The 13692-nt window shown below is 73.1% G+C and carries 12 protein-coding genes; 8 read left to right on the top strand and 4 right to left on the bottom strand.

The annotated features are described in order from the left end of the window. Nucleotides 1-76 precede the first annotated feature (76 nt). Both BM236_RS02730 and BM236_RS02725 read left to right on the top strand, forming a co-directional pair. Nucleotides 77-1135 (top strand): TerC family protein, encoded by a 1059-nt coding sequence (locus BM236_RS02730; RefSeq protein ID WP_091119824.1) that lies wholly within the window; start codon nucleotides 77-79, stop codon nucleotides 1133-1135. Nucleotides 1136-1177: 42 nt separating this feature from the next. Further along, nucleotides 1178-1552, top strand: a complete 375-nt coding sequence (locus BM236_RS02725; protein ID WP_139230007.1) for a hypothetical protein — start codon at nucleotides 1178-1180, stop codon at nucleotides 1550-1552. On the opposite strand, the gene BM236_RS02720 is transcribed toward BM236_RS02725, so the two are convergent. The 4 genes from BM236_RS02720 to BM236_RS02705 form a co-directional block, all read right to left on the bottom strand. Next, on the bottom strand, nucleotides 1549-2658 hold the full coding sequence (locus BM236_RS02720) for a hypothetical protein (RefSeq protein ID WP_139230006.1): 1110 nt from the start codon (nucleotides 2656-2658) through the stop codon (nucleotides 1549-1551). The two genes, BM236_RS02725 and BM236_RS02720, sit on opposite strands and share 4 nt — an antisense overlap. 230 nt (nucleotides 2659-2888) lie before the next feature. Continuing rightward, nucleotides 2889-3560 (bottom strand): ABC transporter ATP-binding protein, encoded by a 672-nt coding sequence (locus tag BM236_RS02715; RefSeq protein WP_091119817.1) that lies wholly within the window; start codon nucleotides 3558-3560, stop codon nucleotides 2889-2891. Beyond that, on the bottom strand, nucleotides 3553-4392 hold the full coding sequence (locus BM236_RS02710) for an ABC transporter ATP-binding protein (protein WP_091119814.1): 840 nt from the start codon (nucleotides 4390-4392) through the stop codon (nucleotides 3553-3555). The genes BM236_RS02715 and BM236_RS02710 overlap by 8 nt, the downstream gene beginning before the upstream one ends. Further along, nucleotides 4389-7415: an FtsX-like permease family protein gene (locus tag BM236_RS02705; RefSeq protein ID WP_091119812.1), complete on the bottom strand. Its 3027-nt coding sequence runs from the start codon at nucleotides 7413-7415 to the stop codon at nucleotides 4389-4391. Before BM236_RS02705 ends, BM236_RS02710 begins: the two co-directional genes overlap by 4 nt. Nucleotides 7416-7578: 163 nt before the next feature. Between BM236_RS02705 and BM236_RS02700 the strand changes: the two genes are divergently transcribed. The 6 genes from BM236_RS02700 to BM236_RS02675 all read left to right on the top strand — a co-directional run bounded on the left by BM236_RS02700 (nucleotide 7579) and on the right by BM236_RS02675 (nucleotide 13691). Further along, on the top strand, nucleotides 7579-8529 hold the full coding sequence (locus tag BM236_RS02700) for an iron-containing redox enzyme family protein (protein ID WP_175507515.1): 951 nt from the start codon (nucleotides 7579-7581) through the stop codon (nucleotides 8527-8529). Further along, complete coding sequence (locus BM236_RS02695) at nucleotides 8526-8726, top strand: CDGSH iron-sulfur domain-containing protein (RefSeq protein ID WP_245750093.1); 201 nt, start codon at nucleotides 8526-8528, stop codon at nucleotides 8724-8726. Before BM236_RS02700 ends, BM236_RS02695 begins: the two co-directional genes overlap by 4 nt. 46 nt (nucleotides 8727-8772) lie before the next feature. Continuing rightward, the gene (locus BM236_RS02690) at nucleotides 8773-9141 is read left to right on the top strand and encodes an MmcQ/YjbR family DNA-binding protein (RefSeq protein WP_091119805.1); all 369 of its coding nucleotides are present in this window, start codon (nucleotides 8773-8775) and stop codon (nucleotides 9139-9141) included. Between the two features lie 77 nt (nucleotides 9142-9218). Next, complete coding sequence (locus tag BM236_RS02685) at nucleotides 9219-10796, top strand: Na+/H+ antiporter (RefSeq protein ID WP_175507514.1); 1578 nt, start codon at nucleotides 9219-9221, stop codon at nucleotides 10794-10796. A 24-nt stretch (nucleotides 10797-10820) separates the two neighbouring features. After that, nucleotides 10821-12809: a thioredoxin domain-containing protein gene (locus BM236_RS02680; protein ID WP_091119803.1), complete on the top strand. Its 1989-nt coding sequence runs from the start codon at nucleotides 10821-10823 to the stop codon at nucleotides 12807-12809. A gap of 15 nt (nucleotides 12810-12824) precedes the next feature. Beyond that, a complete protein-coding gene (locus BM236_RS02675) occupies nucleotides 12825-13691 on the top strand; it encodes a DUF1353 domain-containing protein (protein ID WP_091119801.1) in 867 nt (288 codons plus the stop codon). The last annotated feature ends 1 nt before the right edge of the window (nucleotide 13692 follow it).

Below are 13692 nucleotides of genomic sequence, written 5' to 3'. Positions count from 1 at the left end.
CCGCCGATCCACGTGACCCGTGGGTGGAAGAGACCTCCGGAGTCCTGTTGCGCGCTCCGGAGGAGTCACTGACACCATGAACGCTCTCTACGGCGACTCGGTCGCCTCGCCCACTGTCTGGGCCATCACCACGGTCATCCTCGTCGGGGTCCTCGCCCTCGACATCTTCGTCATCGCCCGCCGCCCGCACGAGCCGACCATGGCGGAGGTCGGCCGGCACCTGGCCGTCTTCGTGGGCCTCGCCGTGCTGTTCGGCATCGGACTGGCGGTCTTCGCCGAGCCGCACGCGCTGTCGCCGAACCCGTCGGCCGAGTTCTTCGCCGGCTGGCTGACGGAGTACTCGCTGTCGGTCGACAACCTGTTCATCTTCATCATCATCATGGCGAAGTTCGGAGTGCCGCGGCAGTTCCAGCAGACCGCCCTGATGATCGGCATCGTGCTGGCGCTCATCATGCGCGGCGCCTTCATCGTGCTCGGCGCGGCCGCGATCAACCAGTTCAGCTGGGTCTTCTACATCTTCGGCCTCTTCCTCGTCTGGACCGCCTACAAGCTGGCCCGCGAGGGCGGCGAGGACGAGGACGAGTACGAGGAGAACAAGCTCGTCCGCTTCGCCGAGAAGCGCCTTCCGGCGACCGCCGAGTGGCACGGCACCAAACTGTTCGCCCGCGTCGGCGGCAAGCGGCTGCTCACGCCGATGTTCTTCGTGGTGCTGACGCTGGGCACCACCGACCTGCTGTTCGCCCTCGACTCGATCCCGGCGATCTACGGCCTCACCCGCGACCCCTACATCGTCTTCACCGCGAACCTCTTCGCGCTGATGGGCCTGCGGCAGCTCTACTTCCTCATCGGAGGACTGCTCGAGCGGCTCATCTACCTCTCCTACGGGCTGGCGTTCCTGCTCGGTTTCATCGGCGTGAAGCTGATCCTGCACGCGATGCACGAGAACGAGCTGCCGTTCATCAACGGCGGCCACCACATCGAATGGGCACCGGACATCCCGATCTGGCTCTCGCTCGTCGTCATCGTCGGAACCCTCGCCGTCACGACGGTCGTCAGCCTCATCGGGTCACGCAACATGACGCGCGCCGAGCGCGACGCCGTCACCGGCCCGCGCCGCGACTGGGAGGACGACTGAGCCGTATGAGGCTCGGGCTGGGCGGCTGGGTACCGGAGCGGCATGTCTGCCGTACTCGTCCCTGTGTTGGTGCTGGTCGTCCTCGCGCTCGTCGCGATGGCTGCCGTCCGCGTCCTGCGGCGTCGTGACGAGGCCGTCAAGGCCGAGGCCTTCTCGCCGAACACCGACACGCTGCGCTACCACGTCCCTGAAGGCCAGGACCCTGCCGCGGTGATCGCCGCGCTGGAGGTCGAGGGCTACCGCGCGACGCTCGCCCCGGCTCCTTCCATCGACGACGTGCTCATCCCGTGCCGCGCCGGCGCGGAGCGCGAGCGCGCCCACGTCCGCGCCGTGATCGCCCATTCCGCGCTCAACATGGAGGGTGACCCCGGCGACCATCCCGTCGTGTTCATCGATGAGCCGCGGGAGGGGATCTAGGGGTTCTGGCTATCGGCTGGCCGCTGTCTGTGGGGCTGTTGTCGGTGGCTGGCTGGCGGCGGGAAAAACAGATGGGTCGGTCGGTGCCCGGGCCGGCCGTCAGGCGCCCAAGTCATCTGTTGTCGACTCCGTCGCCCCCTCGAGCCGGAGCCGTCGGCGGAACCTCTCCGTCCTGAAGGTGTGAAGAGCGACTCCCGGAGGAGGTCGTTCCACGGTCGGATCCGAGCGAGGTCGTGCTCACGGCCGATCGCCTCGTCGGCGTCGCGCAGGATGCTGACGCCCTGGGTGAGCACGTCCGCCGAGGTGTAGCCGCGGCGTTCAAGGTCGGCACGGCCGATCCGCCCGTCCCGCTTGAGGTCCTTGCGGCGGCGCCGTCGCTCGAGGTGGTCGTCGCCGTCGTACTCGTGGAACCGCTCCGTGCCCACCAACCACAGGTCGGCCCGTGCGACGAAGCTCCCGTCGGCGGTGAACAGCTCCTTCTGCGGCTCGACCTCGATCCCGCAGATGACGTGGAGCACCCGCAGCAGCGTCTCCCACGCCGACTCCGACCGCCCCTCGACGTACGGCATCGCCTCGCGCAGCCGCGGCGCCCCGCGCCGGTGCTGCCGCGCGACCTCCTCGAGCTCGGCGATCGTCACGTCGCCCTGGTGCAGTGCGGCGTCGATCAGCACGACGAGGTCAAGCAGGCCGAGGTCGATGGCACACGTCACGAGCGTCTCCGCCGCTGTCGAGACCCGCAGCCCGCCGACGTGGTCGTACCAGGGGATGCCGCGGCGTCTGATCACGACGAGTCCGCTCCTCGTGGAGGCGTTCTGCGCCATCGTCTGGGTGACCCAGACCGGAAGGTCCTCGGGCAGCGGCGGCAGCCACCAGCCGCGGACCTGGGCCGCGGTCAGATGGGTGAATGCCGCGGTCGGTCGCAGGACGGCCGACCACGCGTGGAGATCGCCGAGGAGCCCAAGGCCACCTGACCGGTGCAGCCCCCGCGCGACCCGCGACCAGCCGGCGCCGGGGGAGCGGCCACGTCGGACGAGTGGCGCCGGATCGATCTGCTTCTCCGCCATGCCGGGGATCTCCCCAGTGCCGGTGGCTCTCGATCGCGCCATGACCGGGACTGTGGATCAGTGCGCCTGCAGGAGGGGCTGTGGACGGGATCCGGCCCGGTTCAGCCGGATGATGCTGCGGGATCCGGCTTCTGCCCGGGGTGTCGATGGAAAACCGATGACTTGGGCGGCCTCGACCTTGCTTGAACGGCGCCCAACCCATCTGTTTTCCGTGCGACGGGCCGGGGGGCGGCCAGGGGCGACGCGCGACGGACGTGCGGCCGCCGACCGCCTCAGCCCGGCAGCGGCCGGGCCCAGGTCGCGACCGACTGGTCGAGCGCAAGCTCGGCGTCGGCCTCGGCCGCGGCTTCGGGGTCGTGCGTCGCCAGCACCACGACCGCGCCCCGCTGGGCCTCGCGGCGCAGCGCGCCGATCATCCGCGCGCGGTTGCCCGCGTCGAGGTCGCTGGTCGACTCGTCGGCCAGGATCACCCGCGGCTGCTGGGCCAGGGCTCGCGCCAGGGCGACGCGCTGCTGCTGACCGCCGGACAGCTCGTCGACGAGGTGGCGGCGGGAGTCGGCGAGCCCGACCAGCTCGAGCGCGTCATCGGTCCGCCGGAACGCCTCGGCCGGGTCGACCCGACGGGTCACCAGCGGTACGAGGATGTTCTCCTCGGCCGACAGCGAGCCGGCCAGGCCGTTGCCCTGCGGGATGAGCGCGATGCCCAGGGTGGCGGCGCGCTCGCGGTCGGTCACCCGCTCGCCGGTCACCGTCACGGTGCCGGTGGCCGGCGTCAGAGCGCCGGCCAGCGCCCAGAGCAGCGATGACTTGCCCGCACCGGACGGTCCGGTGACGGCGAGGAACGTGCCCGCGGCGAGCTCGAGGTCGAGCGGCCGGACTGCGCAGAGCGGGCCGTGCTGGCCGGCGTACTCCACGGACAGGTCGGTGGCGACGAGCTCAGTCATGGGTCTCCTCCGGCACGATCTCGTAGCGCCCGTGCTCGTCCAGGGGATGGAAGCGGACGAGGGCACCGGGCGGGAGTACGTCGCGCACGTGGGCCGGCAGCGGGAGGAACCCGTCCGCGGTGACGACCGCGTACTCCTCGCCGCTGCGCCCCTCGCCGCCGATGCGACCGTCGCGGATCGTCACCGTCCGCGGCAGGTAGGCGGCCACGTGCGGGTCGTGGGTGACGAGGACGACCGTCGTGCCGTGGGTGCGGCTGGTCGCGGCGAGCGCCTCGAGGACGCGGTCCCGCGCGTCGTGGTCGAGCTGGCTGGTGGGCTCGTCGGCGAGGAGCAGACCGGGCCGGGGCGCGAGCGAGACGGCGAGCGCGGTGAGCTGGAGCTCGCCAGGCGTCAACGAGGGCAGCGGGGCGTCGGCGTTGGCCTCCAGGCCGACGTCGGCGAGAACCTCGCGCGGGTCGGGGACGTCCTTGCCGGCCCGCCGGGCGGCGCGCTGCGCGAAGGCGACGTTGGCGATCGGGCTGGCGTAGGGAAGCAGGTTGCGGGTGGCGCTCTGCAGGATCAGCGACACGTCGGTGGCGCGCAGCCGGTCGATCTCGTGCGCCGTCGCGGTGGAGAGCTCGACGTCACCGAGGTGGATCTTGCCCGCCGACGGCCGGAAGACGCCGGCCAGCAGGTTGAGCAGCGTGGACTTGCCCGAGCCGGACGGCCCGAGCAGCCCCATCAGCTCACCACCGACGACGTGGAGGTCGACGCCGGACAGCGCGGCGACGTCGTGGCCCTCGGAGTGGTAGAGGTGCACGAGCCCCTGGGTCGTGACGCGCAGGCCGGTCACACGCCCTCCTTCAGTCGGGCGAGCGCCGCGCGCCGGTAGACCGCGCGGCCGGTGGCCGCACCCAGCAGCCCGAGCAGCAGCAGGCAGGCCGCCGTGACGGCGAGGACGGGGAGCCACGGCGTCGCCAGGTCGAGGGTGTCGACCTCGGGCGGCTCGGCGAACAGCGGGATCGACGGTGTCGCGACGATCGCCCCGACCAGCCCTGCCGCGGCGCCACCGAGCACGGCCACCGCGATGACCGGGAGCGGGGCGAGGACCGCGAGCCTGCTCACGATCCCGCGCGGCACACCGCCGACCCACAACGCGGCCAGGTCGCGTGCCCGGACGCGCCAGCCGCTGACGGCGGTCAGGGCGAGCATCAGCAGCGCCACCAGGAGCGACACCAGCCCGGTCACCACTCCGAGCTGGACGGCCCAGGTCGGGATCGACCGGTCGAGGTCGTGGCGGACGCCCTCGAGGGTGCTCACGCCGGCCAGCGCCACACCCTGCGCGGCGAGTGCCCGGCGCGTCGGGGCGACGAGATCGGCGTCCCCGAGCCACACCGACAGCACCGCCTGGGAGTCCGGGTGGCTGGCGCGGCGCAGCACGTCGAGGTTGGCGAGCACGGCGAGGGCGGGTGCACCCGGCAGGCGGGTGGCTCGGCCGGCGAGGTCGGCCGCGCGGGAGCGCCCGTCGAGCCCGGTGATGCTGTAGTCCTGGCTGTGAGGGCGGGCGCCGGCGGTGGCCACCACCGGGACGCTGCCCGCGAAGAACGCCTGGGTCGTCGCCACCTCTTCCTGCCCGTCGGTGCTCACGTCGAGCGTGAGAGCGTCGGTGCCGCCAGGGGTGAGAGCGTCGCCGTCGTACGCCGTCCAGGTCGAGGCGTTGCCCAGGCTCACCGGCTGGCCGTCCACGCTGACCCGGTCGAAGGTGACCGAGCCCGACATCGACGAGCCGACGCTCCCGGTGAGTGTCAGCGCGGACAGGTGGCAGGTGTCCGCACACGGCACGTCGACGCCCAGCCGGGCACCGCCGGACGCCGGGAGGGGGCCCAGGTCACGGTGGTAGACGATCGAGTCGGTGACGACGTCGACGCCGAGCACGGCCGGCTCCTCGGTGCCGAGCACGCCGCCGCTGACAGAGACGGTCAGCCTGCGACCGGTGAGGTCGACGGGCTCGATGTCGTCGGGGGACAGCAGGTCGACCCAATCGGCCGGGAGGGCGCCGGGGGCGAGGAGTGCGGTCCTCGCGAAGTCCTCGGGTCGCACGGCGAGGGTCGTGATGCTCGGGTCGCCGCTCGGCCGGATCGTGACGACCGGGGTGATCCGGCGGTCACCCGTCTCGTGCACGGCCCGGTCGATCCCGGCGTCGACGGCGCCCAGGTCCGCGCCGACGACCTGGAGCACCGCGGGTGCGCCCGCGGCCTGCCGGGCGGCGAGGTCCCGGTTGTGGGCGGCGACGAGGACCGCGTCGACGGAGAAGACGGTGAGTGCGGTGGCGACGGTCAGCACCGTCACCGTGCTGCGCAGGCTCTGGCTGCGGGCGGCGTCGAGCAGCCCGAGGGCGGCTCCGCTCGCCCGCCGGCGCAGCAGTGCGCGTCCGCCCGCGCCCGCGAGGGGCGTGATCAGGTAGGCCAGCACCAGGCCCACCCCGAGGGCGAACAGCGCGGGGGCGACGTACGACGCGGGCCCGCTGAGCCCGCCCGTCACGAACTCGACGGCCAGGACCACGCAGCCGGTCAGGAGGACGGCGTCGAGGGCACGCATCCGCCAGCCGCGGCGGAACGTCGCACTCCGGCGGACCAGCTCGTCGACCGGCGTACGCGCCACCCGGGAGGACGCCGCCCACGTCGCGCCGACCAGCACGACCAGCACGCCGAGCAGGCTCACCAGCACGGGGACGCGCAGCTCGAGGCCGGCTTCGCCGGGCAGCAGCCGAGCGGCCAGCCAGGCGCCGCCGACGGCGGCGACCAGCCCCGGTATCGCGCCGAGGAGGACGACGGGGACCAGCTCGCCGGCCAGGAGCCGGCGGGCGCCGCGCACGCCCTGGCCGCGCAACCGCGCGACCGCGACCTCCGAACGCCTGAGGTCGGTGATGGTGACCAGGACGAGCCAGAGGACGACGAGGCACAGCGTGGCGAGCGGCGCCAGGATCAGCGGGACCAGCACGCGGGAGTCGTCGACCTGCGAGGCGATCTCGGCGGCGATGTCGGGCAGGCCGGTGCGGACGTCGGGCACGGTCTGACGTCCATTGAGCACCGGCGACTCGTGCACCGCGGCGACGGCGGCGAGGGAGCCGATCTCATCGATCCCGACCCGGTCCTTCGCCAGCCGGAGGACCGCCACCGAGCGCGGGTCGGGAAGTGCGTCCGGGCCGTCGGCGAACGTGGCGTCGTCGGTCAGCCAGATCTCGTGGCGGATCACCGCCGGGCTCACGTCCGCGACCGTGACGCCCGACCAGCCGGTCAGCGGCTCGGCGAAGTAGTCGCTGCCGCGGACCTCCCGGTAGGACCCGACCACGACCAGCCCGCGCTCGCGGGCCGGCTCGTCCGCGGCCTGCGCGGCGACGTCGGTCGGGACGACCTGCCCCGGCCGGTAGCCGAACGTCTTCTCGTCCGCCACCGACACCAGGATCTCCCCGGCCGCCTTCGGGCACCGGCCCGAGACGATCGTGACGTGCTCGCACGCCTCGGTCCGCGACATCACCTGTCCGCTGAGGTTCAGGGGACGGTGCGGGACGGTGGCCTCCGCCGTCCAGCCGTACGACGGCTCCTGGAACCAGTGCCGGAGGCCGGACGGGACGGCCGCCATCAGGTCCCGCGGACCGGGGACGTTCGGCGGTGGCCCGTCGGTGACCGGCACGGCGCGCTCCTGGATGACGAGCGACGTGTCGAGCGCGGGCGCCTCGGTGAGCTTCACGTCGACCAGCGCCTGCTGCATCACGCGGTCGTAGAACGGCGCGAACACCGCGCACGCGGTGACCAGTGCGGCGAGCAGGGCCAGGGTGGCGGCCTGCCCCTTCCGGTAGGCGAGCGCGCGGATCACGACCGAACTCTCGCATGTACGGAGGATGGCCTCCGGGTGATCCGGCTCATTGCGAGGCGTTTCGCGGGTTACCTCTCCTCATGACCTCGCCCCGCCTGCCCCACGAACGGTTCCTCGACCGCCGCGCCGCGTGGCACGCTGGGGCTGACGAGGAGATCGACTGATGCACCTGCCCAAGCCCCGTGGAGCGTTCAGCGAGCAGCTGTTCGCCGCGCTCCTGTCAGGGGACCCGACGACGGCCGCCCGGCTGCCTGGCCCGGAGGCGGCCGAGGACGCCGCGCTGGCGCTGTGGTGCCTCTACGAGCTGTCCTACCGCGGGTTCGAGGAGGTGGACGACCGGCTCGAGTGGGCTCCCGAGCTGGTCGCCGTCCGGCGCGGCCTCGAGGACGACCTGGAGGACCGTCTGCGGTCGCGGTGGAGCGGCCGGCCGGCGTACGACGGCGACTTCGCGACCGCCTTCTTCGCCGCGGTGGAGAGACACGAGGGCCCGTCGCTGGCCCGCTTCGTGCAGCGGAGCGCGACGGCCGACCAGGTGATGGAGCTGCTCCAGGCACGCTCGCTCTACCATCTCAAGGAGTCCGACCCGGTCGCATTCAGCGTGCCCCGCCTGCCCGTCGCGGCACGCGCCGCGCTCATGGAGCTGCAGTACGACGAGTACGGCGGCGGACGACCCGAGCGACTGCACGCCCACCTGTTCGCGGAGGGTCTCGCGGCGCTCGGGCTCGACGCCACCGAGGGCGCCTATCTCGACCAGACCCCGCTGGCGGTGCTCGAGCAGAACAACGCGATGAGCCTCTTCGGCCTCCACCGCCGGCTCCGGGGCGCCTCGCTGGGCCACCTCGCGGCGTTCGAGGCGACCAGCTCGGGCCCGTGCCGGCGGATGGCCCGAGGGCTGGAGCGGCTCGCGCTGGCGCCGGAGATGCGCGCCTACTACGAGGAGCACGTCGAGGCCGACGCCGTGCACGAGCAGCTCGCGGTGCGGCTGATCTGCCAGCCGCTCATCGAGGCTGAGCCCGAGACCGAGGACGACGTCTGGTTCGGCGCCTTCTCGTGCCTCGACCTCGAGGACCGCGTCGCCCACCACTACCTCGACCGATGGGGGGAGTCGGCATGAGCCGCCCGACTCCGGACGTCGTCCTGTGCCCCGGTGGGCCGATGCTGCTGCGCGGCGAGCACCTCGTCATGGACGACGACGGTGTCGAGCACCCGACCACGCGGCCGATCTCGGCGGTCTGCCGCTGCGGGAAGTCGGCCACCAAGCCATGGTGCGACGGCACGCACAAGGTGATCCCGGAGCGGCTCCGGCCCTGAGGGAGCCTCGGGCGGCGCTGTCGGTGGCGTGTGCGACGCTCGGGCCATGCCCGATCGAGCGCCGGTGCCCGTCGAGTGGGTGCGCCGCGTCGGCGACCTGCTGACGCGACTGCCGGAGTGCGTGGAGCGCGACGCCTGGACGGGCGTCGCCTGGCGCGTCGGCCAGGCGACGGTCGCGCACATCTTCGGCGGCGAGGACCAGCTCGTCCGGATCACCTTCCGCGCCGAGCCGGACGAGGTGATGGCGTTCGAGCACATGGGTGCGCCCTACTTCCGCGCCTCGTGGGGTCGCAACGTGGTCGGGTTGCTCCTCGACGACGACACCGACTGGGCCGAGCTGGCCGAGCTGCTCACCGACTCCTACTGCCTCCAGGCGCCGCAGCGGCTGGCGAGCCAGGTGACCAGGCCCGCCTGACGCTGCCGGGCTGCCGGGCTGCCGGGCCGCCGGGTCGACGGGTCGACGGGGCCGGTTCGTGCGAAGAGGATGGGCGCGTGCTCGGACTCGAGATGGTCGTCCTGCTCGGCGTCGCCCTCGTCGCCTGCGGCGCGCTGGCGCGTCGCTACCCGATCGCGCCCGCGATCCTGCTGTTGCTCGTCGGGGTGCTGGTCGGCTTCGCGCCGCACCTGCGGGAGGCCCAGCTGCCGCCCGAGGTGGTGCTCCTGCTCTTCCTGCCCGCCCTGCTCTACTGGGAGAGCCTGACGACCTCGCTCCGGGAGATCCGCAACAACCTGCGGGTCGTCGTCCTCACCAGCACGGTGCTCGTGGTGGCCACCGCCGCCGCCGTCGCATGCGCCGCCCACGCGCTGGGGATGCACTGGGGCCCGGCCTGGGTGCTCGGTGCGGCGCTGGCACCGACCGACGCGACAGCGGTCGGCGTCCTGGCCCGCGACCTGCCCCGGCGCACGGTCACCGTGTTGCGGGCCGAGAGCCTCGTCAACGACGGCACCGCGCTGGTCGTCTACGGGCTGGCGGTCGGCGTCACCGTCGGCGAGGAGCAGCTGACCGGCTGGCACGTCACCTGGCTGCTGGTGCTCTCCTACGGAGGCGGCGTGCTCGCCGGGATCGTGGTGGGCCTGATCAGCTGGCAGGTACGTGGACGGATGGACGACCCGATCCTCGAGGGCATCGCGGTGCTCGTGACACCCTTCGCGGCCTTCCTGCTGGCCGACGCCATCGACGCGTCAGGGGTGCTGGCGGTCGTGTGCTGCGGCCTGTTCATCAGCCAGGTGACGCCGCGGATCACCGGTGCGGCGACCCGGCAGCTCGTCCTCCCGTTCTGGGCGCTCTCCACGACGGTGTTGAGCAGTGCCCTGTTCGTCCTCGTCGGGCTCTCGGCCCAGTCGGCGTTCCGCGACCTGACCAGCACCTCGGTCCGGCACGCGCTGGTCATCACGGTCGTCGTGACCGCCGTCGTGATCGGGGTCCGCTGGCTGTGGACCTACACGACGCCGTACGTCATCCGCCTCCTCGACCGCCGCCCCGCGCAGCGGCTCCGTCGCATCGGCGCGCGACAGCGCACCGTGAGCGCGACGGCCGGCTTCCGGGGAGCGGTCTCGCTCGCCGCCGTGCTCGCGGTGCCGCACAAGCTCGACTCGGGCGCGCCCTTCCCGGACCGGGACGTCATCGTGCTCGTCACCTGCGGGGTGATCGTGCTGACGCTGCTCCAGGCGGTGCCGCTCCCTGCGGTGGTGCGCTTCGCGCGACTCCCGGCCGACAACTCGGTCCTCGAGGAGACCCAGCTGGCCGAGAGCTACACGCTCGATGCGGCGATCGAGGCCATCGACGTCACCGCCGCGGAGCTCGGCGTCGGCGAGCCGGTCGTCGACCGGGTCCGCCACGACCTCGACAAGCAGCGCAAGCTGGCGGCGGCCGCCAGCGGTGCCGGCGACCCCGTGGTCCAGCACGACGACCAGTACACGAGCCTGTCGCTCGCCCTGATCGCGCGTCGACGCGAGGCGCTCCTCGAGCTGCGCGACGAGCAGCGGATCGACGACATCGTGCTGCGCAGGGTCCAGGCCCGGCTGGACATCGAGGAGGTGCGGTTCTCCCGGGCGGGTCTCGCCGAGTGAGGTCGGTCGGGGGAGAGTTGCCTCATGGCCAACCGACTTGCCGCCGCTACGTCGCCCTATCTCCTCCAGCACGCCGACAACCCCGTCGACTGGTGGGAGTGGTCGCCGGAGGCGTTCGAGGAGGCCCGCCGCCGCGACGTACCCGTCCTGTTGAGCGTCGGCTACGCCGCCTGCCACTGGTGCCACGTCATGGCGCACGAGTCCTTCGAGGACCAGGCGACGGCGGCCTACCTCAACGAGCACTTCGTCGCGGTCAAGGTCGACCGCGAGGAGCGGCCGGACGTCGACGCGGTCTACATGGCGGCCACCACCGCGATGACCGGGCACGGCGGCTGGCCGATGACCGTCGCGCTCGACCACGAGGGCACCCCCTTCTTCGCGGGCACCTACTTCCCCGACCAGCCGCGGCACGGGCAGCCGGCCTTCAGCCAGATCCTCCAGGCGCTCTCGGACGCGTGGTCCGGGCAAGGGGAGGAGGTACGCCGGGTCGCCGACTCGGTCCGCGCGCACCTCGCCTCCGTCGCCTCGTCCCTGGGCGGCTCCGGGCTGCCCACCGAGCAGGTCGTGACCGCTGCGCTCGACAAGCTCGCCGAGGAGTTCGACCCGCTGGCCGGAGGCTTCGGCGGCGCCCCGAAGTTCCCGCCGACGATGGTGCTCGAGCTGCTGCGGCGCGACGGCTCCGACCGGTCCCGCCACATGCTCGACCGGACCGTCGCCGCGATGGCCCGAGGTGGCATGTACGACCAGCTCGGCGGCGGCTTCGCCCGCTACTCCGTCGACCGCGGCTGGGTCGTGCCGCACTTCGAGAAGATGCTCTACGACAACGCCCAGCTGCTCGCGCTCCACGCCCGGCTCGGCGGCGGTGGGTCGTCGCTCGGCGAGCGCGTCGCCCGCGAGACGGCGGACTGGATGATGCGCGAGCTGGGGACGGCGGAGGGCGGCTTCGCCTCGGCGCTCGACGCCGACACCGAGGGCGAGGAGGGCCGCTTCTACGTGTGGACGCCGGCCCAGCTGACCGCGGTGCTCGGCGAGGACGACGGCGCCTGGGCGGCGCAGGTCTTCGAGGTGACCGCCGCCGGCACCTTCGAGCACGGCAGCTCCACCCTCCAGCTGCGGCACGAGCCCGAGGGTCCCGGGGCGCAGCGCCTGGTCGACGTACGCCGTCGGCTGTTCGAGGCGCGCGCAGAGCGGGTCGCGCCCGCCCGCGACGACAAGGTGGTGGCCGCCTGGAACGGCCTCGCCATCAGCGGCCTGGTGGCCGCCGGGCTGCTCCTCGACGACCAGGCGTACGTCGACCGGGCGGTCGAGGCCGGTGAGCTGTTGGTCCGCGTGCACCTGCGCGAGGGGAAGCGGCTGCTGCGGGTCTCCCGGGACGGTTCGGCCGGGCGGCACGCGGGCGTGCTCGAGGACTACGGCTGCGTCGCGACGGGCTTCCTCGACCTGCTCCAGGCGACCGGCGACCCGGTCTGGCTGGAGCGGGCGACCGCACTGCTCGACACCGCGCTCGAGCTCTTCCGCGCCGACGACGGCGGCTTCTTCGACACCGCGAGCGACGCCGAGACGTTGGTGACACGACCGCGCGACCCTTCGGACAACGCCTCGCCGAGCGGGCTGTCCTCGACGGTGCACGCGCTGGTCAACGCCCACGCGCTGACCGGCGAGGGCCGCTACCGACAGGCCGCCGAGGAGGCGCTCGCCACGGTCACCGGGCTGATGGAGCGCGCGCCGCGCTTCGCCGGGTGGTCGCTCGCCGCGGCGCTGACGATGGCCGACGGGCCGCTCGAGGTGGCCGTCGTCGGCCCGGCCGGCCGCGAGCGTGACGCGCTGGCCGTCGCGGCCCGGCGGTTGCCGGGCGCCGTCGTCCTGGTCGCCGACGGGCCGAGCGGCGACATCCCGCTGCTGGACGGTCGAGCCGCGGTCGACGGCAGCCCGGCGGCGTACGTCTGCCGAGGCTTCGTCTGCGAGCGCCCCGTCACCACGCCGGACGCGCTGCTGGCCAGCGTCGGCGGCTGATGCTCAGATGAGGTCGTGATCTCGGACCCCTCGCCTCAGCCGCACCGCTTCCACGACGGCGGCACGGACACCGAGCCGCCCGATCCCGACGCCGAGCCGCGGATCGTGCTCGAGCGCGACGTGCAGGGTGAGCGCGAGCTGTTCCGGATGCTCCGGCGGATCGGCTACCGCGACGAGGAGTACGGCGAGCTGCTGGTGCCCGCCGACCTCGACTCCTTCCGCACCGACCTGACGTCGGTGCCGACCCTCTTCACCTGGCTGGTGCCCAAGACCGGCAACCACCTGGTCCCCGCGCTCCTGCACGACGGTCTGGTCGACCCCACCGGCCAGCAGTACGTCGGCCCGCCGATCGACCGGCCGGACGCCGACCGGATCCTGCGCCGGGCGATGCGCGACACCCACGTCGGCCTGGTCCGCCGCTGGCTGATGTGGTCGGCGGTCACCCTGGCGACCATCCACGTCGGCACGCCCTCGTGGAGCAGGCTGCGCCACCTGTGCTACGTGCTGGCCGCCGACGGAACGCTCGCGCTGATCGCCGCCCTCGGAACGGTCGCCACGCTCGATCTGGTCGACGTCGTCGACTGGCTGCCGTGGATGGGGGAGCGGCCCTGGTGGCTCGAGCTGGTCGGCGGCCTGGCCGGCGCGGTGGTGATCCCGCTGCTGCTCGGGCTGCTGTGGGGACGGTTCGCCGTGGCCGGCGCGATCACCGGCATCGCGCTGGCGGTCCTCCTGCACGTCACCGTCCTGCTCGCCGCCGTCACGGTGCTCTACCAGGCGGCCGAGCGGCTGGCCCGGCGTACGCCACTGGCGGCTGCCGTCGCCGGCGCCGTCGTCGTGCTCTCCTGTGCGGTGCTCACCACGCTGCTGGTCGCGGCGTCGTGAG

Origin of the sequence: Nocardioides terrae (assembly GCF_900112345.1) — a bacterium.
Classification (GTDB): domain Bacteria; phylum Actinomycetota; class Actinomycetes; order Propionibacteriales; family Nocardioidaceae; genus Nocardioides; species Nocardioides terrae.
Note: the sequence above shows the minus strand (reverse complement) of the source record. Positions and strands in the feature narration are given on the sequence as shown.